The 23,869-nt window shown below is 34.3% G+C and carries 21 protein-coding genes, 1 pseudogene and 1 riboswitch; of the genes and pseudogenes, 15 read left to right on the top strand and 7 right to left on the bottom strand.

Annotation, left to right across the window (positions count from 1 at the left end):
• The first annotated feature begins 13 nt into the window (after positions 1–13).
• The 7 genes from MKX66_RS17860 (at position 14) to MKX66_RS17830 (ending at position 5,824) form a co-directional block, all read left to right on the top strand.
• Positions 14–253, top strand: coding sequence for a helix-turn-helix domain-containing protein (locus MKX66_RS17860; RefSeq protein WP_002010190.1), 240 nt, complete (start codon positions 14–16; stop codon positions 251–253).
• Between the two features lie 248 nt (positions 254–501).
• Complete coding sequence (locus MKX66_RS17855; RefSeq protein ID WP_088293265.1) at positions 502–1,026, top strand: spore coat protein; 525 nt, start codon at positions 502–504, stop codon at positions 1,024–1,026.
• 20 nt (positions 1,027–1,046) lie between these two features.
• Positions 1,047–1,496: a hypothetical protein gene (locus MKX66_RS17850; RefSeq protein ID WP_002016711.1), complete on the top strand. Its 450-nt coding sequence runs from the start codon at positions 1,047–1,049 to the stop codon at positions 1,494–1,496.
• 179 nt (positions 1,497–1,675) lie between these two features.
• The gene (locus MKX66_RS17845; protein ID WP_002016710.1) at positions 1,676–2,344 is read left to right on the top strand and encodes a hypothetical protein; all 669 of its coding nucleotides are present in this window, start codon (positions 1,676–1,678) and stop codon (positions 2,342–2,344) included.
• Positions 2,345–2,575: 231 nt separating this feature from the next.
• Positions 2,576–3,841 carry an S-adenosylmethionine decarboxylase related protein gene (locus MKX66_RS17840; protein ID WP_341086847.1) on the top strand — a complete coding sequence of 422 codons (1,266 nt, stop codon included), beginning with the start codon at positions 2,576–2,578 and terminating at the stop codon, positions 3,839–3,841.
• Between the two features lie 143 nt (positions 3,842–3,984).
• Positions 3,985–5,211, top strand: a complete 1,227-nt coding sequence (locus tag MKX66_RS17835; protein ID WP_341086845.1) for an ATP-binding protein — start codon at positions 3,985–3,987, stop codon at positions 5,209–5,211.
• Between the two features lie 229 nt (positions 5,212–5,440).
• Positions 5,441–5,824: a hypothetical protein gene (locus tag MKX66_RS17830; RefSeq protein ID WP_033708170.1), complete on the top strand. Its 384-nt coding sequence runs from the start codon at positions 5,441–5,443 to the stop codon at positions 5,822–5,824.
• Positions 5,825–5,849: 25 nt separating this feature from the next.
• On the opposite strand, the gene MKX66_RS17825 is transcribed toward MKX66_RS17830, so the two are convergent.
• A complete protein-coding gene (locus MKX66_RS17825) occupies positions 5,850–6,482 on the bottom strand; it encodes a cyclase family protein (protein ID WP_002091277.1) in 633 nt (210 codons plus the stop codon).
• 85 nt (positions 6,483–6,567) lie between these two features.
• A riboswitch (SAM riboswitch) is annotated at positions 6,568–6,680 on the bottom strand.
• A gap of 149 nt (positions 6,681–6,829) precedes the next feature.
• Between MKX66_RS17825 and MKX66_RS17820 the strand changes: the two genes are divergently transcribed.
• Positions 6,830–7,939, top strand: coding sequence for a PRK06851 family protein (locus tag MKX66_RS17820; protein WP_341086844.1), 1,110 nt, complete (start codon positions 6,830–6,832; stop codon positions 7,937–7,939).
• Positions 7,940–8,052: 113 nt separating this feature from the next.
• Complete coding sequence (locus MKX66_RS17815; RefSeq protein WP_215590625.1) at positions 8,053–8,835, top strand: nucleotidyltransferase domain-containing protein; 783 nt, start codon at positions 8,053–8,055, stop codon at positions 8,833–8,835.
• A gap of 134 nt (positions 8,836–8,969) precedes the next feature.
• On the opposite strand, the gene MKX66_RS17810 is transcribed toward MKX66_RS17815, so the two are convergent.
• Both MKX66_RS17810 and MKX66_RS17805 read right to left on the bottom strand, forming a co-directional pair.
• On the bottom strand, positions 8,970–10,271 hold the full coding sequence (locus MKX66_RS17810; protein ID WP_215590626.1) for an MFS transporter: 1,302 nt from the start codon (positions 10,269–10,271) through the stop codon (positions 8,970–8,972).
• A 147-nt stretch (positions 10,272–10,418) separates the two neighbouring features.
• Complete coding sequence (locus MKX66_RS17805) at positions 10,419–11,945, bottom strand: FAD-dependent oxidoreductase (RefSeq protein WP_341086839.1); 1,527 nt, start codon at positions 11,943–11,945, stop codon at positions 10,419–10,421.
• Between the two features lie 580 nt (positions 11,946–12,525).
• Here MKX66_RS17805 and MKX66_RS17800 point away from each other — a divergent pair.
• Positions 12,526–13,611: a fatty acid desaturase family protein gene (locus MKX66_RS17800; RefSeq protein ID WP_002091268.1), complete on the top strand. Its 1,086-nt coding sequence runs from the start codon at positions 12,526–12,528 to the stop codon at positions 13,609–13,611.
• Between the two features lie 50 nt (positions 13,612–13,661).
• Here the strand turns inward: MKX66_RS17800 and MKX66_RS17795 are convergent, their stop codons facing one another.
• The 3 genes from MKX66_RS17795 to MKX66_RS17785 form a co-directional block, all read right to left on the bottom strand.
• A complete protein-coding gene (locus MKX66_RS17795; RefSeq protein ID WP_002140233.1) occupies positions 13,662–14,354 on the bottom strand; it encodes an amino acid ABC transporter permease in 693 nt (230 codons plus the stop codon).
• A gap of 93 nt (positions 14,355–14,447) precedes the next feature.
• Complete coding sequence (locus MKX66_RS17790; RefSeq protein ID WP_002016697.1) at positions 14,448–15,242, bottom strand: ABC transporter substrate-binding protein; 795 nt, start codon at positions 15,240–15,242, stop codon at positions 14,448–14,450.
• Positions 15,243–15,363: 121 nt separating this feature from the next.
• Positions 15,364–16,086, bottom strand: a complete 723-nt coding sequence (locus MKX66_RS17785) for an amino acid ABC transporter ATP-binding protein (RefSeq protein ID WP_002029539.1) — start codon at positions 16,084–16,086, stop codon at positions 15,364–15,366.
• Between the two features lie 210 nt (positions 16,087–16,296).
• Between MKX66_RS17785 and MKX66_RS30890 the strand changes: the two are divergent.
• Positions 16,297–16,647 (top strand): annotated as a pseudogene (locus MKX66_RS30890) (HAMP domain-containing protein); the annotation flags it as partial.
• A complete protein-coding gene (locus tag MKX66_RS17780) occupies positions 16,639–17,589 on the top strand; it encodes a methyl-accepting chemotaxis protein (protein WP_412097846.1) in 951 nt (316 codons plus the stop codon). The pseudogene MKX66_RS30890 and the gene MKX66_RS17780, both read left to right, overlap by 9 nt.
• On the opposite strand, the gene MKX66_RS17775 is transcribed toward MKX66_RS17780, so the two are convergent.
• The gene (locus MKX66_RS17775) at positions 17,520–18,908 is read right to left on the bottom strand and encodes an FAD-dependent oxidoreductase (RefSeq protein ID WP_341086837.1); all 1,389 of its coding nucleotides are present in this window, start codon (positions 18,906–18,908) and stop codon (positions 17,520–17,522) included. The genes MKX66_RS17780 and MKX66_RS17775 overlap by 70 nt on opposite strands.
• Before the next feature lie 375 nt (positions 18,909–19,283).
• On the opposite strand from MKX66_RS17775, the gene MKX66_RS17770 reads away from it, so the two are divergent.
• The 3 genes from MKX66_RS17770 to MKX66_RS17760 all read left to right on the top strand — a co-directional run bounded on the left by MKX66_RS17770 (position 19,284) and on the right by MKX66_RS17760 (position 23,583).
• The gene (locus MKX66_RS17770; protein ID WP_341086834.1) at positions 19,284–20,948 is read left to right on the top strand and encodes a glycoside hydrolase family 13 protein; all 1,665 of its coding nucleotides are present in this window, start codon (positions 19,284–19,286) and stop codon (positions 20,946–20,948) included.
• A 201-nt stretch (positions 20,949–21,149) separates the two neighbouring features.
• Positions 21,150–22,787 (top strand): PTS transporter subunit IIBC, encoded by a 1,638-nt coding sequence (locus MKX66_RS17765; protein ID WP_002016687.1) that lies wholly within the window; start codon positions 21,150–21,152, stop codon positions 22,785–22,787.
• Between the two features lie 4 nt (positions 22,788–22,791).
• Positions 22,792–23,583, top strand: a complete 792-nt coding sequence (locus MKX66_RS17760) for an endonuclease/exonuclease/phosphatase family protein (protein ID WP_341086833.1) — start codon at positions 22,792–22,794, stop codon at positions 23,581–23,583.
• Positions 23,584–23,869: the final 286 nt, after the last annotated feature.

The following is a 23,869-nucleotide window of genomic DNA, read 5'->3' as shown; positions in this document are numbered from 1 at the left end:
AAATAATAAAGGAATGAACACATTGTATATAACGATAGAAGAGGCTGCGGAGTATTTGAAATTACCAAAATCGTATGTTGAAGACTTAATTCAGCAAAAGAAAGTTCGTGCATTGTTTGATGGAGAGCAATATTTAATAAATAAGGAACAGTTTAATACACATTTAGAACAAATGGAGAAATATAAGCAGTTAGTGGAAGAAATATTAAATGAACCAATTCCAGAAGATATGGATGTTAAAGACGAAGATTAAATTTATAAAAAGCCCCCGTATTAAGATATGCAGAAATGTATCTTAATACGGGGGCTTTTTATATTAAGGGATGAAAAAGTCATCCGAAATCCTAGAGTTACTTTAAGGGAAAGAAGATTTTATGGGGATTAGTATTATTAGTTAAAAGCATATTTTTTCATAGCGGGGACAAACATAGCGAACATAACCTGTACAGATACATATACTATCAGTGCAAAAGCTTATAAATTAATGGAAGGGGTTTTCTCGTGAGTTTATTTCATTGTGATTTTTTGAAAGACTTAATTGGATCTTACGTGAGAGTAAACAGAGGTGGTCCAGAATCTCAAAAAGGAATAATAGTCGCAGTATGTTCGGATTACTTTGTATTAAAGAGTGAAAAAGGAGAGCTTTCTTACTATCAGCTTCGCCATCTAAAAAGTGTTACAAAAAATACGAAAGATTGTGAAGCAGATGATTATGGATGGTTGGAATATGAAGATGACTTTGAAAAGCTACTTCAAAGCTTCAAATATCGCTGGGTGAAAATTAATCGGGGTGGCCCAGAAAAAATTGAAGGTATTTTACAAGATGTTTCTTGTGATTATGTGACATTAATTGTAAAAGAAGAAGTTATATTAATTTCAATAACTCATATTAAGAGTGTTAGTTATAGCCCAGTAGTGTGCGGAGAGAGCGAAGAAAGTAACAGTGAAAGCAACAGTGAAAGCAATAGTGAAAGCAATAATTCAGGTCGAACTCGTGCACAAAGACAATCAAGTAGAGGAAGATAATAAGGAAGGAGGATACGAACTTGGAGAGCGTATTATGCTGTGATCAAATTAAAGGTTTAGTCGGTGAGAATGTAAAAGTAAATCTGCGCGGACCAGAAAGTCGAGTAGGTGTACTCTTATCGTTAGGAAAAGATTACCTTACACTACAATTACCCCATGGAGAAGTAGTGTATTATCAGCTGAAACATGTGAAGAGTCTAGTCAAGAAAGTGAAAGAAACAAAATGTGACGATTACTATGGTTCATGTTTCTATTCTGATGAAGATACTTTTTTTGATGTATTAAAAGACCTGAAGTATAAGTGGATAAAGATTAATCGCGGTGGACCAGAGTGTGTAGAAGGTTTATTAAGTGAAGTGCATGAAGAATGTATTATACTAGTAAACTGTGATGAAGTTATTTATATAATTAATTATCATATTAAGAGTGTGAGTCAAGTAGTGAAATGTAAAAAGAATGAAGATGAATAATGTTTAATAAATAAGAGGGGCATTATGATTGGAAGTAAAGAACGATTTCATAGTTCGCTACAATTATGAACGATATATGAAAAGGATCTCTTACTATTAAAAGACAGAACATTGCCCTGATTATTTTTTTTAGAAATGGAAGGCAGGAAAAGTAGTATTTTATAGAAAGGAGGATATAGATGAATGAGTTAAACAAAAATATTGGAGAAAATATATACGTTAAATTAATCGGTGAAAAAAGATTTAAAGGTGTATTAATTGATGTAGGAAATGATATTGTAGTTCTTTACAATGGACAAGACTATGTATATATATCTTTATACCATATCCAGTATTATAAATTTTTAAGAGAGCATGATGAAGAAATATTAAAGCCTGGTGTGGACTCTGTAATTAAGAGGGAATCACCTTCAATTTCTTTGAGAAAAGTATTAATCACATCTAAAGGGATTTTTACAGAAATTTATGTGGCAGGAAATGTTCCGATACACGGTTATGTTACAAGTGTGATGAACGATTATATTGTTTTTTATAGCCCTGTTTACAAAACTGTATATATATCTTTAAAGCATTTGAAGTGGTTAATTCCTTATAAAGAGAACCAAGTGCCTTATTCCCTCAATAAAAATGAACTCCCCGTAAATCCATTAAATATTACTCTAGCTAGAACTTTTGAAGAACAGCTTATTAAAATGTCAGGGAAAATTATGGTGTTTGATTTAGGCGAGGAATCTAATAAAATCGGAAAGATGACGAAAATTGATGAAGGGCATATTGAAATATTAAAAGCACGTGACGCAAAAATGTACGTGAATATTCAACATGTGAAATCTGTCCATTGTCCGTAGGCTAGTTGAAAGGGCTGGCTTTTTCTTTTATATATAGGGAAGAAAAGGTCGAGCCTATTTGTTTAATTCGATTTGGATATGAGGGGGAAATGAATTGAATATCATATAGGTATGTTAGTGTGATCTTTGAAGGGGCAATCTTGTACTAAAGGTGTACGAGCTACCTTTTTGTGTATTCAACTCACTTTTGAGGAAGTGCTGCTCAACTACTTTATTAAAGGGGTTTTGTTTGTGGAGCAGTTTCCAGATTCGTTTTCGATTACATTACTTGGCAGTGCTGGTGGAGCAGCAAAAGCAGTGTTAGCAATTTTGAATCAAGCGGTAGTAAATGAAAAAGATCCAATTTATGAAGTGATAAAGAATGTGAACTTCCATTTGGTGGATATAAAACAAAAAGATAAAAGTTATTATGATGAGTTGTTTCCAAATTTGAAAGAGCAATTTTTTTTATATGAAATAAACCTTCAAGATGTAGTCAAATTTAAACATCATTTAAAGGAAAAAAGAACGAAGGTTGTTATTGATGTTTCAGGTGCAGATACAATTAGGGTACTGAGTTGTTGTAATGACCTTGGCATTTGTTATATTAATTCGGCTTTGGAAAATGAGGCAGTAGATCAAGACGATAGTTTACTTGGTTTTCAGCTTACGGAAAGGTATACGAGGTTTGGGAAGGAGAAAGAAACATTTACAAATACAAGAGCGATTATAGGCTCAGGTATGAATCCTGGTGTTGTTCAATGGATGGTTGTTGAGCTTATGAAAGAACGTCCAAATGAAAAGCCGCGAGCATGCTATATTGTAGAACATGATACTTCATTTTTGAATGATAAAGAGCTTATAAAACCTCATACACTTTATGCATCGTGGGCAGTTGAGCGTTTTCTGGATGAAGCGATATGGAGTTATCCTATGTATATGAGTCATCATCGTCCACTTTACTTTTATGAGGATGTATATGCTTCAGAGTATAAAGTAAAGTTAGGTGAAAAAGAATTTTATGGTTGCTTAATGCCACATGAAGAAGTTTTAATTTTAGGGAAATCTTTTAATATGGAAGTGGGTTTTCTTTATCGGATCAATGAGTATACAACAAACTTAATTAGACAGAACTTAGATAAAGTGGAAGATTTATGGAATTGGAATCGTAAAGTATTTAATCCAGCAGAAGATGATATTATAGGAGAAGATTTAGTCGGTGTGTTGCTCGTTTATGAACATAATGAGACATACATGTATAATGTAATGAATAGTAGCCAAGTTTTTCAAAAATATAAAACAAATGCGACGTACTTCCAAGTAGGGTGTGGAATTTATGCTGGCTTATGTAGTTTACTGTTAGATACTTTTGGACAAGGCGCTTATTATGTAGAAGAATTATTATTAAATACTGAAAGTAAGTATGGGGAATATTTAAATTTATATATGAAGGATTTTGTAGTAGGACATAATAATTTTACAGATGGATTGCTAAATGATAGGGTAAGATGGATATAAATTGTAACTGAAAAGGAAGGAGCTGTATCTCCTTCCTTTTAGTATTAGAAGGTTACATGTTGCCCTGAAAGCAATTTCATAATTATAATTTAAAGAGATAACACTTGAAATGTTTTTTTGTATTGATCAAGAGGAGTTTTTATATGAACAAATACAAGAGCTTGATTTATGAAGAAAGAGAAGCTTTAAAAGTATTTATATTATTATTCTATATTATATTCTTTTTATATGACGTTATCTATTATTTTGTTTATCCCGCTATGAATATTAATGAAGCAAGGGTAGGGTGGCCAGAAGGTGGTATGGGAATAGGTGTATATATATTAGTAATATCTTTATTTACTATTTCAATATATCTTCAAAAACAAGGTTATGTATATTTTGTGAAATACTTATTTTTAATTGGGTATATGCTTATTGATCTTATTAATAACTTAATGATTTATTTACACAGTGATCGTGTTTTTGAAAATGGAAATATGGTTGAAATATTTTTAATTCTATTTGCACCCATTTTCGTGAACAGAAAATATTTTTATTTCGTTTCCTGTAGTGTAATTGGAAAATATGTATTTTTTACTTTGATATTACAAGATGTAAAAGTTGTGATTCCGCTTGTATTATGTATATTCTTTTTCATCATTTCGCATTCTTTATTAAAGAGATTTCAATCTTATGTAAGGACAGTTGTTGAGATGATGAACAGTATGAAAGAGACAGAAAATTTAGCGGTTATTGGGACTATGTCTACAACAATCGCTCATGAAATTCGAAATCCATTAACAGCTTTAAAAGGATTTACACAAATTCAAAAAGAAAGAAATCCTGAAGATACGATGAGCTATGAGATTATGCTGCAAGAAATTGAGAGAATTAATGGGTTTGTTAGTGAATTGATGTTATTAGGAAAACCGAAACCAACAAATTATGAATGGTGTAATATAGGGGAAATCCTTTTATATGTTGTACAGTTAATGGAAAGCTATGCAACTCAATATAAAGTGAAATTTAATTTGCAAGTAGATGGAAATTTACCCGTTATAAATGGTGATGATAAGCAATTAAAACAAGTGTTGTTAAACATCATCAAAAATGGAATTGAATCGATGCCAGGAGGCGGGAATATTCAGATTCTGGCATATGAAAAAGCTGGAGAGAACTTGTGTATTTCTGTTGAAGATCAAGGTCTTGGGATAGAAAATGAGAAAATAGAAAAGATCGGAAAAGCTTTTTATACAACAAAAGAGAATGGTACAGGTCTTGGATTAATGATTACATATAAAATTATTGAAGAACATCAAGGGAGTATCGCGATTGAAAGTAGTATGGGGATAGGAACGAAAGTGGAAATTTATTTACCAACAGTGTAGTGCATTAGACGAAATTACTTTTCAGAAAAGTGTTCTTGTTGTGTAAATATAAACATTTTATAAAATGTTTCAAGAAGGGTTTTTTTTATAAAAAACTTCGTTTATAATGGAGGAAAATATCGACATAGAGCTTTTAGCTCATGTAACGGTTCAGTAGTGTTATGAAAAGAAAAGAAGGGGTGCACGCGCATCCTTTTTTCTATGCGGATATGATGAAAGGGGTGGTATGATGGAATTAACATTAAATTCGACTGTATGTTTACACACGATTCAATTTCGAAAAGAGCAAAAGAACTATATTGTAAAAGATACGATTACAGGAGAGACATATGAAATGCCGCCACTTTGGATTGATGCACTAGCAATGATGCGTGACGGTTTTTTATTGGGAGAAATTGAGGAGAAATTAAAAGAAGAATATCCAGCAGAAGAAGTAAATATGGTAGCATTTACGAGGCAACTGTTAGAGCTAGAACTTGTCGAAATGGTAGATGGAGAAGAGATAGCTTGTACAAAGAAGAAAGATAAAGATTATTTAGCGTGGATACGCCCAAGGGTGGAGCAATTCTTTTTTAACTTAAATAAAAAATATAAAAGCAAAGGTCAAAAGTGATCTTTGCTTTTTTTGTAGACCATGTTTAAAAAATAACAGCGAATGCCCTTGCGAAAGCACCGTCACTATTTTTAATTTTTAAAGGTGCTGCTGAGAAAAAGAATCGTTTCGCTTTAATGGCATCTAAGTTTGTTAAGTTTTCAATTAAGTAAATATTATTTCCTAACAGTATGTGATGAATCGGTGATGTTTCTGTCGTTACCTCATCAGGAGAAATAAAATCTAAACCGACAGATTTTACTTTTAATTGAACTAGTTCTTCAGCTAATTCTTCGGAAAGATAAAACGCTTCTTTCTCATAAGCTTCGGTATTCCATTTATTAGATAGATTGGAATGGAAAATGACAATATCGCCTTCTTTTATGTCGACAGTATGTAATACTTCCTTAGGTAATTTTCGCTCTTGAACATGAGTCACATCGATAAGAACAGCTTCGCCTACAAATTGATTTAGGGGTAATTGATCAATAGTGGTTGCGCCTGAAATGAAATGAGCAGGCGCATCACAATGCGTACCAACATGAACGACAGAATGAAAATTCGTAACTTGATAACCTGTTTCTTCAACGCTTGTAATGGCTTCTAGTTGGATTTTTGGTGTTCCAGGAAATTGAGACATATTATTTTCAAACGTTTGTGATAGATCAATTACTTTCATTTTACATACCTCCAATATATTTTTTTCAAATAATAAAAAGCCCATCCTTCATAATCAAGAAAGATGAGCTTTACATACTAGTTGAGTTTTATCTTCCAAAATGCAATGCATTTTGCAGGAATTAGCACCTATTCAGTTTGCATAAACTGAGGTTGCTGGGCTTCAAAGGACCGGTCCCTCTGCCTCTCTTGATAAAGGTTTATTCGGTTTTAAATTCGGAATATTTGTGATATTTAAATTGTAATTCATTTCCTTTTTTCATGCAATACAAATTAGGTGTTCACCCAAATAAAGTTGCTCGCATATTGTAGCTTATGTAAGTAGACTGTTGCGAAGGAGTGAGTGCAGTGACAGGGAATGTATTAAATTATTATGCTGGTGGCAATACAGCTAGAGGATTTCATAATTTATACGAAGAGAATTTAAAAGGGCTAGATAGGTTGTTTATTTTAAAGGGTGGTCCAGGAACGGGAAAATCTTCTTTAATTAAGGCAATAGGTCGTGAATGGGTTGAAAAAGGATATGATATTGAACTTTTGCATTGTTCTTCTGATAATAAGTCAGTTGATGGAGTGATTATTCCGAAATTAAAAGTAGGAATTGTTGATGGAACATCACCGCATGTTATTGAGCCGAAAATGCCAGGAGTTATTGAAGAGTATATAAATTTAGGAGTTGCTTGGGACTCAGATAAATTAAGAAAGCAGAAGTTAGAAATTGAACGGTTTGTATTAGAAGCGGGCAAGGCTTTCAAATCTGCTTACGGATGTTTTAAAGAGGCGTTAGTTATACATGATGAGTGGGAGAAAATATATATTAATAACATTGATTTTAATAAAGCAAATGAACTAACAGAACAGCTAATTCAGAAATTATTTGCAGATAAAAAGGGAAAACAATCGATTGTGAAACATCGTTTTTTAGGAGCTGCTACACCGAAAGGAGCAGTTGATTTTGTTCCTAATTTAACAGAAGGATTACCACATCGTTATTTTATAAAAGGACGCCCGGGTTCTGGAAAATCAACAATGCTTAAAAAGTTATCGAAGGCAGCAGAAGAAAAAGGTTTTGACGTTGAAGTATATCATTGCGGATTTGACCCGAATAGTCTTGATATGGTTATCGTAAGAGAATTAGGATTTGCAATTTTTGATAGTACCGCACCACATGAATATTTTCCAAGTCGCGAAGGTGATGAGATTATAGATATGTATGCTCTTATTGTTAAACCAGGGACGGATGAGAAGTATGCTACAGAAATTCGTGACGTTTCCATTCAATATAAAGCAAAAATGAATGAGGCGATGTCTTTCTTAGCAAAAGCAAAATCAGTTCGTGATAAATTAGAACGAATTTATATTGCTGCTATGGATTTTTCAAAAGTGGATGCATATAAAGAGGAAATTCAAAAAGAGTTTGAACGAATTACTGCTACTGTAATTGAAAAGAAAAAATAGGTGCTTTATTGAGCTGTCAGAAATTGTCTGACAGCTGTTTTGGTATATAGTAAAATTAGTCGTATATTTGTCGAATTTCCAAGGAAATAATCAAAAAATGGGGATGGTATGAAATGAGAGGGAAAATTGAATTAGAGTTAGAAAGAATTGAAAAAGAGAATGATGTGAAAATTTTATTTGCAGTGGAATCAGGGAGTCGTGCTTGGGGATTTCCATCGAAAGATAGCGATTATGATGTTAGGTTTGTTTATATACACCCTGTAGAATGGTATTTATCAATCCATGATAAGCGTGATGTAATCGAATATCCAATTAGTGATGATTTAGACATAAGTGGTTGGGATATTAAAAAGGCATTGCAACTATTCGCGAAGTCAAATCCAGCTTTACTTGAGTGGATTCGATCACCAATTTTTTATTCGAAAAACTCTAACTTTCCAGAGCAGCTTCAGCAAATGAGTGAAAAGAATTTTGATCCAAAGGCAACGATATATCATTACTTACATATGGCTTCAAAAAATTATCGTGAATTTTTGCAAGGCGAGAATGTAAAGTTGAAAAAGTACTTTTATGTATTACGTCCTATTTTAGCTTGTCAGTGGCTAGAAGAGAAAGGGACATTACCTCCAGTAGAATTTGACCGATTACTTATAGAACTATCTATAGAACGTAGTGTATTGAATGAGATTGAGAAGTTGTTAGTAAAGAAAAAAGCAGGTACGGAATTAGATGTTGGATTGAAAGTTCAGGCGTTAAATCAATTTTTAGAAGAACAAATTGATTATTATCAGCAATACGTGAAAGGGATTGAAAAGGGATTAGGGATTGATATTGAGAGTTTGAATACATTATTTCGAAATATGTTGTTTGAAGTATATGAAAAAGAGCACAAGTGAGTTTGTGCTCTTTTTTATCCCGCATTAACGGGCAGTAAGACTCCCACCTCAAGGTTCGGCTGGAGCGAAGAAGTCAGGTGGGAGGTCAACTGCCCGTAAACGCCCGATTGGTGAGGGCTGATTAAAGTTTCACTTTATTTTGTAGGAATAAAGAAAACAGATATAGCTGCGATAAGACCTGCAAAGGAGAATAAGTAAAAATTCCACGCCAAGTCATATTGCATTGTCATAATAATACCGACAAGAATAGGGCCAGCAATTGCACCAACTCGGCCAAGTCCAAGTCCCCAGCCTAAGGAGGTAGCTCGTATATGTGATGGGAAGTATTGTGTTACATAAGCATTTAATATTTGAGTAATACCGACTGATCCAATTCCAGCAAGACCAATTAAAAGATAAATGATTGTAACAGATGGTTTAATTGTTAATAGTCCAATACATATGGCTGCCATAAGATAGGAGATACTAATAATAATTTTTGCTCCTATACGATCGGCAATCGCCCCAGCAAATACTGCACCGATAGCTGCAGTAATATTTAGTATAAGTAGAAATGATAAACTAGATCCAAGAGGGTATCCTGCCTGGCGCATCATCTGTGGTAGCCAAGTATTTAAACCGTATATTAAAAACATTCCCATTATATAAGTGAGCCAAAAAAGTAGTGTTGCTTTTATGTAATCTTTTGAGAATAACGTAAGAAATCCATTTTTCTTTTGTATATTAGATGGTGTTTCAGGAATTTCATCTTTTACATGGAATTCAATTTGAAAGCGATTAAGAATTTTATTCACTTCTTCTTGTCGATTTCGTGATAATAAAAATTGAATGGACTCAGGTAAATAACGAATAATGAAAGGAATGAGGAGTAGCGGAATCATTCCGATGCCAAACATAATTCTCCATCCGAAATCTTCTAGCATAAACATGGATAAAATAGCGCCTAACACGATACCTAAAGGATAGCCAGTAAACATAAGAGCATAAATAAAAGATTGCCGTTTTTTTGGTGAATATTCAACAGTAAGTGCTGAAGCCGTTGGGATAACACCGCCTAATCCGATTCCTCCGATAAATCGAGATAACCCAAATAATTCAGGAGAAGGAGCAATTGCAGCTAAGCCCATTGTGATAGAAAAAAGGGCTAAACAGCATATAAGTGTCCATTTTCGTCCAATTAGATCTGTAATGGTTCCAACTAGAATAGCACCAATAAACATCCCAAATAAAGCATAGCTGGCAATTGTTCCAGCGTGGGCTGGTGATAGTGCCCAGCTTTTGTCTTCTAGGAGCTTTGGCAGAACGGCGCCGTAAATACCTAAATCATATCCGTCAGCTAGAATGGCTAGCCAACAAATAAAAACAACAAGTTTTGTAATAGAACTTGAAAAGATAGTTTCTGTAGATTCTAGATGAGGTGGAGCAGAAGGTTGCATAGTATTCACTCCTTTTATTTGTAGATGAATATATTATTTTATTTTATTTAATGTTAATATTTCCCTGCGTATGTCGAAATTTATATGAAAAGGTGTCATGAAAAATAAAAAAGTTCAACAGGATTCCCGTTGAACTTCTTTGTTTTTTTATTCGTTATCAACTAGCTTTAATGGTTGATCTGCTGGACCTTCCATAACATCCCCATCAATTGAAAAACGGGAACCATGGCAAGGACAATCCCAAGTGCAATCACCGTTATTCCATTCAACTTCACAGCCGAGGTGTGTACAAGTCGTGTCGACGATATGTAATTTTCCTTCTTTATCTTTATAGGCACCTGCTCGTTTACCGTTAACATGTACAACAGATCCCTCGCCAACTTCAAGATCTTCTGGTTTACGTAATGCGGTTTCAATTTTCCCTTCAATTAAATGTTTAGCAACATCAATGTTCTGAGAGAGGAATGTCTTTATATCTGGGTTTGCATGAAAGCGTGATGGTGCAAACAGCTCTTTATATGGGCTGTGGACTTTTAGAATGGAGTCCTTCAGTAAATGAGCTGCTGCAGTTCCAGTCGTCATTCCCCATTTACGATATCCAGTTGCCACAAATATATTTGGATTCCTTTCGTTAATATGTCCGATATAAGGGAGTTTATCTAGCGTGATTAAATCTTGCGCTGACCATCTATAAGGAATTTCATCTACTCCAAAAGTAGATTCAGCAAAGGAATATAGTGCATCATAATGAAGCATCGTATTAATTCCTTGGCCTGTTTTATGGCTCTCTCCGCCAATCAATATCAACTTTTCTCCATTGCTTGTCGTATAACGTATGGAGCGTTTTGGATCATCGATACTTAAATACATGCCACCTGGATAATCTGTTTTTGCTTTTATTGCAAGAGCATAGGAGCGTTCTGCGTACATTCTCGTAAAGAAAAAGCTATTCGCATCATAAAAAGGAAAATGAGAACAAGAGACGACATATTCACAAGTGATGCGATGCCCCTCCTTTGTAATTACTTGTGGATAATCTCCTTTTTCCACATCCATAGCTGTTGTTTGTTCATAAACTTTGCCACCCATCTCCACAAACTTTTCTAAAAGTGTTTTCAAATAAAGGAGGGGATGGAATTGTGCTTGATTTTTCATTACAAGTGCAGATTGTATTGGAATAGGAATCGATAGAGATTGAACATAGTCACAAGGTATATTTAATTTTTGATAAGCTTCATATTCTTTCGATAAATTTCTTAATCCGTTATCGGTAGTTGTATATAAATAGGAATCTTCATTTGAGAAATTACAGTCGATTTTATATGTTTGAACAGTTTCATTTATGAATTGTAGAGCATGATTATTTGATTCATAGTAAAGCCTGGCCTTTTCCACACCGAAATGATTTATTAATTCGTCGTAAATAAGATCATGTTGTGCTGTTACTTTCGCTGTTGTATGCCCAGTTGTTCCGTTTAAAATAAGACCAGAATCAATTAAAACAACGTCGATGCCTTCTTTTGCAAGTAAATAGGCAGTAGTAATACCTGTAATACCAGCACCGATAACAGCAACTTTCGTCTTTATATTTTCAGATAAACGAGGGAAAGTAGGAAACTGAGTAGATTCAATCCAATAAGATAGTGGCAATTGTGGAAATGTATCACTTGTCATTACGGAAACCTCCTGATTTAGAACCATTTTCCTTTTAATATTTCCATATTATATGAAATTCATGTGTGTTGTTTTAGAAGGAGTCTATTTTTATTAAAAGAGGAATTAAATTATTTTAATATAATTAATTTGATGGGGCATTATGAAGAAGTAGGATTTATATAAAGCTAAATTTAAGTGATTCCGTTTGTTGATTACATAGAGAGTTCTTGAATGAGATATAGTCCATGGTGTTTAAGTATATGTATATATATAGTGGATAAACCCCTATGAAATCTATACTTTTTCTTTAGTGAAATAAAGTATGATTATAAAAGTATAACCAACTTTTATTACTAGGTCATAAAAGTTGTTGACAATATAGAAATTCTATTGTTATGATTCATCATGTGGAAAGGTTGATAGAGAGTAAAAAGAGAAATGTTTTTCATTGATAATAAAAGCGAAAATTAAGTGACGATAGAGTGAGTATATTTTCCTTATGATAAATGCTTTTTGGATCACGTAGTAAAATCAATCTGGAAGCAAGAATTGATATATGCAAGTTGCGCGGGGCGCGGCATAAGAAAGGGGCAAAAGGATGAAGGAGCTTCATACGTTTGGGTGGTATGCAGCACGTGTAGCACCACATTTGCCGAAAAAAGCATTTAAACCAGTTCCTAATCGATTATTTGGTGGACTGGCTTATTTACTTGTGGCATTGGCTGGTTTAATAACGATCGGTGTATTTGAATTGAATGTGTGGGCAAATCTAGGAATTGCAATTGTTCTTGGATTATGTTTTGCTTCACTTGGATTTTTAGGACATGAAATTTTACATGGAACAGTTGTAAGAAAGGCATGGCTTCGTGATTTTTTAGGTGCGATAGCATTTATGCCATTATCAACTGGCCCAAAACTTTGGAGAAAGTGGCATAATGCAACGCATCATGTTCACACACAGCATGAAGAGAATGATCCAGATGCATGGCCGACATTTGAGAAACTGAAAAAGAGTAAGTTTTTGAGTTGGGTATATCGCATGCCTCTTCATGTACGTTCATTCTTTAGTTTCCTGTCACTAACAATTCAATTTACGTTACATTCGACTCGAATGTTCTTTCATTTTATAAAAGAATTTAAGTCATCCAATCAAAAATCTGTATGGCTTCAACTTCTTTTGCCCTGGACAGTTTGGATTAGTTTATTGTTTATTATGGGACCTACAAAGTGGTTCTTTGCATACGTGATTCCGTTGTTAATTGCTAACTTTATTGTAATGGCGTATATCGCAACAAATCACCGCTTAAATCCTATTGTTCCAGTAAATGATCCTTTAGCAAACTGTTTATCAGTAACAGTACCGCGCTGGGTAGACGTTTTACATTTCAATTTCTCATACCATACAGAACATCATCTGTTTCCTGCTATGAGTTCTAAATACTATCCATTAGTAAAAGATAAAATTAAAGAAATGTGGCCGGAACGCTATCACGAAATGCCGATGACAAAAGCTTTGGCAGCACTTTGGAATACACCACGTGTGTATTATCACGGAAGTGAATTAGTTGATCCGCATAGGGAGCATTTCTATGGTTCTTTAGGAAATGGATTGGATCCTCATAATATTTCATATCGTGAGGAACATATAGAGGAAAAAGAGACTATAAAAAAAGTAAATCAATAATAGACATATTTTACGATGAAAAAGCAAGCTCTCTTAGAGCTTGCTTTTTGTTATAAAGAGACTTCTTTCTTGTTCTTCGTCTTGACCTGGACAGAGTTATTTTCTTTTCGTTGTAGTCGTTTTTCTAGAAGACTAACAAGATAAGTAAATAGAAGAACTAGTGCGAGATAGTATACACCAACAATGATATATGTATCTAATTGCTGGAAGTTACCTGCGGCAATTGATAAACCGGATCCCCATAATTCGGACATTCCTACATAAGCGACAAGTGAAGAATCCTTTAATCCAATAATAAATTGGTTCCCTAGAGGGGGAAGAGACAGACGAAATGCTTGTGGTAATATAATTCGGCGCATAGCTAAAGGGTAAGGCATACCTAAAGAGCGAGCAGCTTCCAATTGTCCACGGTCAACGGACTGAATGGATCCGCGGAAAATTTCAGTAATATATGCACCGTTATGGATTGCTAAAGCAATTGCTCCTGCCCAAAAAGGAGTGAAGACAATAATCGATGTAATACCGAAATAGAGAATGGCAATTTGAACAATTAAAGGTGTACCACGAATAATGGCGATATATACATGAGCAATACTATTTAAAATCTTATTGTTAGAGATTCGAAAAAAAGCGAATAGTAATCCAATTAGTGAACCGAGTAATAGGGATGTTAATGTTAATTGTAATGTGACAATAGTAGCCTTTAAGAGTGTGGGATAAGTAGACATAAAAATTTCAAACATATGTGTCACCTCATATTGTATGGATTTTAGTAGGGAATGAAATACCCCACATAAAAAGTGGGGCATAATGTATGAAACATTTGACTAGCTAATTTACTTCGTTTTTTCCTCTTCACCGAGAATATTACGCCCAAACCATTTTTTACTGATCTTTTCATACGTACCATCTTTAATGATTTCATCTAAAGCTTTATTTACTTTCTCAACCATTTCTTTATCATCTTTACGAATAGCAATTCCCATTTCATCAAGATTTAATGGTTTTCCAGCTTCTTTTATATTTGATTTACCTTCTTTGATCATACGTAAACCGACCATTTGATCAGTGATTACTGCATCAATACGTCCAGGCTCTAAGTCCATAAGTGCAGTAATATCGCTATCATATTCTGTGATTTGATCTGTATGTTTTGCAACAAGGTCTTTAAAGGTACTAGCTTTTACAACACCAATTTTTTTACCTTTCAAATCTTCTGGAGAAGAGATAGATGTATTCTTTTTAGCCACAAAAATTTGGGCACCAGAACGATAATAAGGATTGGAGAAACTAACAGCTTTTAAGCGTTCTTCTGTAATTGCCATACTGCCCAATATAGCATCATATTTTTTCGATTGTAGACCTTGAATTAGCGTTTCCCATGGATTTGTAATAGGAGTGGGTTTCATATTCATTTTTTTCGCAAGTGCCTCACCAATTTCCACATCAAAACCGGCAAGCTTTCCGTCATTTTCTTTATAGTTAAAAGGTTTATATAAGCCACTCATCGCATAACGAAATTCTTTTTCACCATTTGAAGAAGTAGTAGCACTTTCCTTACTACAGGCTCCTAGTATGAAGGATGTACATAATGTAATACTCGCAACAATGGTTAATAGTTTTCTTTTCATAAAACCCCTCCTATATATTGATCATACGGATGGTTTTAAGTATGTTACTGAGATATTTTATTTGGACAATTAGTTGTGCACCGTATGGATGTATTTCTTTTCATTTGAAACAGAAGTTATATTATAAAACGTTACGTAAAAATTGTTTTGCTCGTTCATGTGATGGAGCTGAAAAGAATTGTGCTGGCGGAGCGTCCTCTACAATCTTTCCGTCATCCATAAATATGACGCGATCAGCTACATCTCTTGCGAAATTCATTTCATGAGTAACAATAATCATGGTCATTCCTTCTTCAGCAAGTTCTTTCATAACTTGCAATACTTCTCCAACAAGTTCAGGGTCTAAGGCTGAGGTAGGTTCATCAAATAGCATAATTTTAGGATTCATAGCAAGAGCTCGTGCAATCGCAACGCGTTGCTTTTGACCACCTGAAAGTAGGTGAGGAGTTACATCCGCCTTATCTTGCAGGCCGACTTTTTGTAGGAGTTGATTCCCAACATCCTTCGCGTCTGCTGTCTCCAATTTTTTTACGTGAATAGGTGCTTCTATGATGTTTTCTAGTGAGGTCATATGAGGAAAGAGGTTAAAGTGTTGAAAAACCATACCGACATTTTCACGGACTTTGTTTAAATTTGAATGCTTCGGATCAATTCGTTCACCTTGTAAGTGAATTTCACCTTCATCGTACATTTCTAAAAAGTTAAGACAGCGAAGTAATGTACTTTTACCGGAACCACTGGCACCAATTAAAACAACAACTTCTTTTTCTTTTACTTCTAAATCAATTCCTTTTAAAACATCAAGCGAGCCGAATGATTTTACTAGATTTCGAACTTGGATCATACAAAACCCCCAGTCAAAAATATATTTTACAAATGTTTCCCCTTATTTCTGTTATTAGTCATAAATTGTCAGAATCCTTTATTTTTTTGACGGAATTTGATATTCAAGGGAATTATGATTTTTAAAATCTCTATATCTTTCTATAACGAAAATATGGATAATAATAGATAGGTAGCACTTATATTGCTTATAAGAAGGGGGAAAGAAGAGATGGAAAAAGAAAGGAAGACATTTTCCTTTGGCTTACGTACACAACTTATGCTATTCACTACAGTTTTAGCCTTAATTACATATTCAACAAGTTTATTTTTTATTTACGTTATATATGATTATTTTCAAAGTTATGTAAGTCAAACTGTTTATAATATTATCGTTATGTTATTAGGTGTAGTATGGTCTGGAATTTTAGCGTATGGGGCAGCAATATTTTTAATTAAACCACTTCGAAAGTTGGAAGAAGCAGCAAGGAAAGCGGCTGATGGTGATATTCGTGAAGATGTCCCATTGCCAAAAGTAGATGATGAGATTAAATCTTTAAGTGTTGCATTTAATATGATGCTCGAGAACTTAAGAGGTATGGTAAAAAATATTGATACTACATTTTCGTATACAAATAATCAAGTTCAGCAAATTAGAAGACAAACAGGGGAAGCGACAAAGCAAGCACGCGGTGTGTCTGAAACTCTTGCAGAGATTTCTTCTGGCGCCGAGCAATCAGCAGCTTCCATTCAGGCGATTGTTTCAACTGTCGATACAACAACCTCTATTGCGAGTGAAGTAGAAGAAAAAGCAAAAAAGTCCGACGAATTGTCTTTAGAAATGGTTCAAGCTTTAGGACAAAGTACACGTGTCTTTACTTCTTTAATTCAAGGCATTCAAACATTGGCAAAAGAGAATGAAGATTCGATGCAAAATGTACAGAAGTTAGAAGAACGAATGAGACAAGTAGAACATATTGTTTCTGTTGTGAGTGAGATTGCTAGTCAAACGAATTTATTAGCATTAAATGCTTCTATTGAGGCAGCTCGTGCTGGAGAGCATGGAAGGGGCTTTGCAGTTGTAGCTGAAGAAGTACGTAAACTTGCTGATGAAAGCGATCATTCTGCAAGAAATATATCGCAGTTATTACGAAATATGCAAGAGGAAGTGCAACAAGTCGCATTGAAAATGACGGAGCAAGTGAAAACAGCTAAAGAAGAGGCAAAACGAGGAGAAGCTACTGAATTAATTTTAAAAGAAATGTCATCGAGTATTATGGAAGTTGCCGATGCAACTAAGCAAATTAGTAGCTATATGAACGAACAAGTGAGTCACATTCATCAAACAGGAGCACAGACGAAGGCTGTAGCAGCAATTGCTGAGGAAACATCAGCTGGTTCACAAGAAGTGGCACGTGTGACGTTGCAACAATCTAAAAATATGGTAGTAATCGATCAATTATTAAAGGATTTAGAGAAGCAAGCAGCGGACTTGAAACAAACCATTGAACGATTTTCAATGTAAAAAGGAGGAATGCTTTGTTGAAAACGAAAAACATTACAAGGGTCATATGCTGTCTTCACTTTACGCAACCTTTGAAAATTAGAGCCATAATAACTAGTTTGCCAATTTTTTATGTCGATATCGGGCCAATTGACATAGTCTCCTAGTGTGTAAGGATCTAAGCTTTCCCGTAAATCTTTAACCCAGCGTATATTTCGATTTTCTTCATCGTTGCATTTCCAAGAAGTAATATATTCTTGAGCAATGATTGCCTTGCGGTGGAAATAAGCTGTTTCATTAGGCGAAATGTTTTCTACAGCACCTACGAGTGATTGGTGCCAAATACTCGCATCTTTATTTGGTGCATGAGAAAGAAAATATTGTAAGATTTGAATACCTTTAAGAGGGATAGGTTTATATACGTAGGAACCAGAGCGTTTGAATTTTTCAGGAATATTGCCGCTATTAAAGAATTGAACAGCCTTTATATACGGGACTTCATCTATAAAGAGAGAAGGATTACCAGTTTCAAGAAGAGGAGATAATAGATGATAGAGTTCAGAAGGAGAGCCGACAAATTCACCTTTCACCTCGATTTTATTTCGTTGTTTAGAGAATAATTCAATTGATGAATTGAGACGTTCATCTATATAAGGTGCCCAGTTTTGCCAAGCTTGAAATGCAGCAATAAAGTCTTTCCATTCCCATGTAAGTGAGAAAATTGATACGTTTTTAATAGGGTGGACTCGAAAGGTTAAGGAAGTAATAATCCCGAAATTTCCACCGCCACGGCATGCCCAAAATAGGTTAGGGTTTTCTTGTTCATTTGCACGAATGATTTTTGCACCAAATTTCCCGCACGCTTGTACCATTTCGACTTCTACTAATTGATCACATGTTAGTCCAAATAAGCGTGAAAGCATGCCAATGCCACCGCCGAGTGTTAACCCCACAATTCCGACACTTGCACTTGTGCCAGCTGGTATTGTAACACCATATTTCCAAAGTTCTTTGTACACAGTGCCAAGATTTGCACCCGCTTCAATTGTTGCTGTTAATTTTCCTGTACTAACCGTAATTTGCTTCATTTCACTCACATCAATAATAAGCCCGCCATTTAAAAGAGAGAAATTTTCGTAGCTATGTCGTCCACTTCTTAAGCGAAATGGTATATGACGCTCACGTGCCCATTTTAAGGCGTTACACACATCATTTTTATTTTGACAAAAAACAATAATACAAGGAAATTTTGGAATGCTTAAATTTAAATTTATTCGGGCTATGTCATACCCAGGATCCGAGGGAACGACGATACGACCAGTTAATTTTGTTTGTTTCAATTTATATCTCCTTTCTGAAATAATATGAGCTTGTATTAGTATATGAAGAGTGTATTTAACACGCATGGACGAGAAGAAGAGAAGGGTTAGATTTATCCCGTTATTTGCGAGCGGTAAGACAATCCGGCTGAAAAAAAGAAGATAGGGCTGCTCGTAAAATCTCGATTGGTAAGGGCTAATAATCAGCGGGGAATGGACACCTCCTTAACGATTAAAGTTTCACTTTATCTTTGTGAGAAATAAATAAGGCATAAGAATAAGGAAACTACATAGAGTTCAATGAAAACAGTTGCAAACTATTCATATTTTGTTATGATAGTGTTACGAAAACGTTTGCATAAAAAATCCGATGGGATGCAAAAGGAGAGAATTAGTATGAATAAGACATGGTGGAAAGAAGCTGTCGCTTATCAAATTTATCCACGTAGCTTTATGGATTCAAATGGTGATGGTATTGGAGATTTACAGGGGATTATTGCAAAGCTGGATTATTTAAAAGATTTAGGTATAGATGTAATTTGGATTTGTCCAATGTATAAATCACCTAATGACGATAATGGTTATGATATTAGTGACTATCAAGATATTATGGATGAATTTGGTACGATGGAAGATTTTGATATGCTACTAGATGAAGTTCATAAGCGTGACATGAAGCTTATTATTGATTTAGTTATTAATCATACAAGTGATGAACATCCATGGTTTATTGAATCAAGTTCTTCTAAAGAAAATCCAAAGCGTGATTGGTATATTTGGCAGGATGGTAAAGACGGCGCGGAACCAAACAATTGGGAAAGTATCTTTAATGGTTCTGCATGGGAATATGATGAAGTGACAGAGCAATATTATTTACATTTATTCTCGCGTAAACAACCAGATTTGAACTGGGAGAATAAAGAAGTTCGTGAAGTTTTATATGATACTGTTAATTGGTGGCTTGATAAAGGTATTGATGGTTTCCGCGTCGATGCGATTAGTCATATAAAAAAAGAAGATGGCCTCAAGGATATGCCAAATCCAAAAGGGTTAAAGTATGTGCCTTCTTTTGACAAACATATGAATGTAAATGGTATTCAGCCATTACTAGAAGAATTAAAAGAAAATACATTTGCTAAATACGATATTATGACTGTTGGAGAAGCAAATGGTGTGAAAGTTGAAGATGCTGATCTTTGGGTTGGAGAAGAGAATGGTAAATTCAATATGGTATTCCAATTTGAGCATTTAAGCTTATGGGATGCAGAAAAGAAGAAAGATCTTGATGTTGTTGAGTTGAAAAAAGTATTAACAAAGTGGCAAAAAGGTTTAGAAAATAAGGGATGGAATGCTTTATATATTGAAAATCATGATAAGCCACGTATTGTGTCTACTTGGGGAAATGATAAAGAATATTGGCGTGAAAGTGCAACGGCTTTAGGAGCGATGTATTTCTTTATGCACGGCACACCGTTTATTTATCAAGGACAAGAAATTGGTATGACAAATGTTCAGTTCCCGAATATTGAAGATTACGATGATGTAGCAATTAAAAATTTATATCGTGAGAAAATTGCAGAGGGCGTATCACATCAAGATATGATGGAAATTATATGGGCTTCTTGCCGCGATAATTCACGTACACCTATGCAGTGGAACGATGAAATGAATGCTGGCTTCACAACAAGTACACCTTGGTTTAGCATGAATCCAAATTACAAAGAAATTAATGTTGAAAAGCAAAAAAATGAAGAAAAGTCTATTTTCAATTTCTATAAGAAAATGATTGCCTTGAAAAAAGAGCACGATGTACTGAACTACGGTACGTACGATTTACTTTTAGAAGACGATCCACAAATTTATGCATATACACGTACGCTACAGGATGAAAAAGTCATTGTAATTAGTAATATCTCAAAAGAGGAAGCTGTGTATAATGAGAGTTTATTCGCATTAGAACGCAAACGTTTGCTTTTAAATAACTATGAAGTTGCGGAACATGAACAAATAATTACAATCACGTTGAAACCTTATGAAACAAGGGTTTATCGCATTTCATAATGAAAAAGGATGCTCCTTGAGCATCTTTTTTTATGAAAAAAAATAAATTTCTATTGCAATGTGAAAACGCTTTTATTAAAATAGATTTATGAAAACGGTTGCGTAAAGAGAAAAAGAAACATAAGGAATCGTTTTCATAAGAGAAACAGAAATTATAATTTAAATCATTATGTTGTTATAAATAAAGGGGAGGAAAAACAGATGAAAATTACGTCTTTTGATTTTTGGCAAAAGTTCGGGAAAGCGTTACTAGTTGTTGTAGCTGTAATGCCAGCAGCTGGTTTAATGATTTCCATCGGTAAGTTAATTGGGATGTCTGCTGGGGATGTTAACGCAGTTCATACCATTGCTCGAGTAATGGAAGACATCGGTTGGGCAATTATTACAAATCTACACATCTTATTCGCAGTAGCAATTGGGGGATCTTGGGCGAAGGATCGAGCAGGTGGTGCATTTGCAGCACTATTAGCATTCGTCTTAACAAACAGAATTACAGGAGCTATATTTGGCGTAAACGCTCAAATGTTAACGGATTCAAAAGCGACAGTTTCTTCATTTTTAGCAGGAGATTTACTTGTAAAAGATTACTTTACTTCTGTACTTGGTGCACCAGCATTAAACATGGGAGTTTTCGTAGGGATTATCACAGGTTTCTTAGGAGCTACTTTATATAACAAATACTACAATTATAATAAACTGCCACAGGCATTAGCATTCTTTAATGGAAAACGATTCGTACCATTCGTTGTAATTGTTTGGTCTACAGTCACTGCGATTGTATTATCACTTGTATGGCCATTTATCCAAAGTGGATTAAATGAATTTGGTCGCTGGATTGCAGCATCTAAAGATAGTGCACCAGTTATTGCACCGTTTGTATATGGAACGTTAGAACGTTTATTATTACCATTTGGATTACATCATATGTTAACAATTCCGATGAACTACACAGAGCTAGGCGGAACATATACGATGTTAACTGGCTCAAAGGTTGGACAAATTGTAGCGGGACAAGATCCGTTATGGCTTGCATGGATTACAGATTTAAATAACTTATTAGCAAATGGAGATACGAAAGCATATAACGATTTATTAAATAACGTTGTACCAGCTCGTTTCAAAGCTGGACAAGTTATCGGCTCAACGGCAGCGTTAATGGGGATTGCGTTTGCGATGTTCCGTAATGTTGATAAAGAAAAACGTGCAAAATATAAACCAATGTTCTTATCAGCTGCATTAGCAGTATTCTTAACAGGTGTAACAGAACCAATTGAATTCATGTTCATGTTTATTGCACCAGTATTATATGTTGTGTATGCAATTACAACAGGACTTGCATTCGCATTAGCGGATTTAATTAATTTACGTGTTCATGCATTTGGATTTATTGAGTTAATTACACGTACACCAATGATGATCAATGCAGGTTTAACGAGAGATTTAATCAACTTTGTCATTGTTTCATTAGTGTTCTTCGGCCTTAACTTTACGTTATTCAACTTCTTAATTAAAAAATTCAATTTACCAACGCCAGGGCGTGCAGGTAACTATATTGATAATGAAGATGAGTCAACAGAAGGAACAGGAAATGTACAAGATGGTTCATTAGCAACAAAAGTTATTGATTTATTGGGCGGAAAAGATAATATTGCTGACGTAGATGCTTGTATGACACGTTTACGTGTAACAGTAAAAGATTTAGATGCCGTTGCACCAGAAGCAAAATGGAAACAAAATGGTGCTTTAGGACTTATTGTAAAAGATAAAGGTGTACAAGCAGTATATGGCCCGAAAGCTGACGTATTAAAGTCAGATATTCAAGATATGTTAGGTGCGTAATAATATGAAATTGCTAACTTTAAATTGTCACTCTTGGCAAGAAGAGAATCAAATTGAAAAAATAAAGTATCTTGCTAAAGCAATTCAAGAAGAAGATTATGATGTGATCGCATTGCAAGAAGTAAGTCAGTCTATACAAGCTGAAAATGTATGCGGTAACAAGAAAAAAGATAATTTTGGACTTTTACTGCTAGAAGAGTTAAGAGCATTAAATGTAAAAGAATACAATATTATTTGGGATTTCTCTCATATTGGATATAATGTGTACGAAGAAGGATTAGCAATTATAACAAAGCACAACATTGTAAAGGAAGATACGTTCTTTGTCTCAGAAAATAAGGATACAACGTATTGGAAAACACGCAAAATTGTAAGTGCAACAATTGCTTATAATGATAAGAATATAACGTTTTATTCTTGCCATCTCGGTTGGTGGAATGATGAAGAAGAATCATTCAAAGACCAAGTTGATCGTTTAATGGAGCGTGTAAATAGCAATGAACTTTCCTTCTTAATGGGTGATTTTAATAACAATGCTCGTTTGGAAGGAGAGGGTTATGAGTATATGATGCAAAAAGGTTTATATGACACATATGAACTAGCGATAGAGAAGGATGAAGGAACAACTGTCCAAGGAGAGATTGCTGGTTGGGATGAAAATAAACAAAACTTACGAATCGACCTAATATTAAGCAATCAAAGTAAAACAGTTAATTCTTCAAAAGTCATTTTTAATGGAGCAAATCGAAATGTAATTTCTGACCATTTCGGTGTAGAAGTACAATTAGATATATAATAGAAGAAATCCTCACAGATAATGAAAAGCTGTGAGGTTTTTTTGATAAATACAAGTATTCCCAAGAGAAAATACTTGTATTTTTTATGACATTTCCTATATATTTGTTATTATTGAATGTAAAACTAATTTGGTCATTTTGTATGCATACTTTTTTTACTTCGTTATATAATGAAGTAAGTGAAATATTTAATGGGGAAAATAGTATGTTTTCGTTTAATCCACGATGTAGAAAGTGATATAATTACAAAATGTATGTATCATTTTCTAAAGAAGGAAAAATATA

Origin of the sequence: Bacillus sp. FSL R9-9530, assembly GCF_038008145.1 — a bacterium.
GTDB lineage: Bacteria > Bacillota > Bacilli > Bacillales > Bacillaceae_G > Bacillus_A > Bacillus_A mycoides.
Note: the sequence above shows the minus strand (reverse complement) of the source record. Positions and strands in the feature narration are given on the sequence as shown.

Excerpts from the sequence above, each read along its gene's own strand:
- MKX66_RS17830 (WP_033708170.1), top strand. The coding sequence starts at position 5,441 with ATGGAATTAACATTAAATTCGACTGTATGTTTACACACGATTCAATTT.
- MKX66_RS17780 (WP_412097846.1), top strand. The coding sequence starts at position 16,639 with ATGATGCTCGAGAACTTAAGAGGTATGGTAAAAAATATTGATACTACA.
- MKX66_RS17845 (WP_002016710.1), top strand. The coding sequence starts at position 1,676 with ATGAATGAGTTAAACAAAAATATTGGAGAAAATATATACGTTAAATTA.
- MKX66_RS17795 (WP_002140233.1), bottom strand. The coding sequence starts at position 14,354 with ATGTTTGAAATTTTTATGTCTACTTATCCCACACTCTTAAAGGCTACT.
- MKX66_RS17860 (WP_002010190.1), top strand. The coding sequence starts at position 14 with ATGAACACATTGTATATAACGATAGAAGAGGCTGCGGAGTATTTGAAA.
- MKX66_RS17785 (WP_002029539.1), bottom strand. The coding sequence starts at position 16,086 with ATGATCCAAGTTCGAAATCTAGTAAAATCATTCGGCTCGCTTGATGTT.
- MKX66_RS17790 (WP_002016697.1), bottom strand. The coding sequence starts at position 15,242 with ATGAAAAGAAAACTATTAACCATTGTTGCGAGTATTACATTATGTACA.
- MKX66_RS17760 (WP_341086833.1), top strand. The coding sequence starts at position 22,792 with ATGAAATTGCTAACTTTAAATTGTCACTCTTGGCAAGAAGAGAATCAA.
- MKX66_RS17835 (WP_341086845.1), top strand. The coding sequence starts at position 3,985 with ATGAACAAATACAAGAGCTTGATTTATGAAGAAAGAGAAGCTTTAAAA.
- MKX66_RS17800 (WP_002091268.1), top strand. The coding sequence starts at position 12,526 with ATGAAGGAGCTTCATACGTTTGGGTGGTATGCAGCACGTGTAGCACCA.
- MKX66_RS17765 (WP_002016687.1), top strand. The coding sequence starts at position 21,150 with ATGAAAATTACGTCTTTTGATTTTTGGCAAAAGTTCGGGAAAGCGTTA.
- MKX66_RS17815 (WP_215590625.1), top strand. The coding sequence starts at position 8,053 with ATGAGAGGGAAAATTGAATTAGAGTTAGAAAGAATTGAAAAAGAGAAT.
- MKX66_RS17770 (WP_341086834.1), top strand. The coding sequence starts at position 19,284 with ATGAATAAGACATGGTGGAAAGAAGCTGTCGCTTATCAAATTTATCCA.
- MKX66_RS17825 (WP_002091277.1), bottom strand. The coding sequence starts at position 6,482 with ATGAAAGTAATTGATCTATCACAAACGTTTGAAAATAATATGTCTCAA.
- MKX66_RS17805 (WP_341086839.1), bottom strand. The coding sequence starts at position 11,945 with ATGACAAGTGATACATTTCCACAATTGCCACTATCTTATTGGATTGAA.
- MKX66_RS17810 (WP_215590626.1), bottom strand. The coding sequence starts at position 10,271 with ATGCAACCTTCTGCTCCACCTCATCTAGAATCTACAGAAACTATCTTT.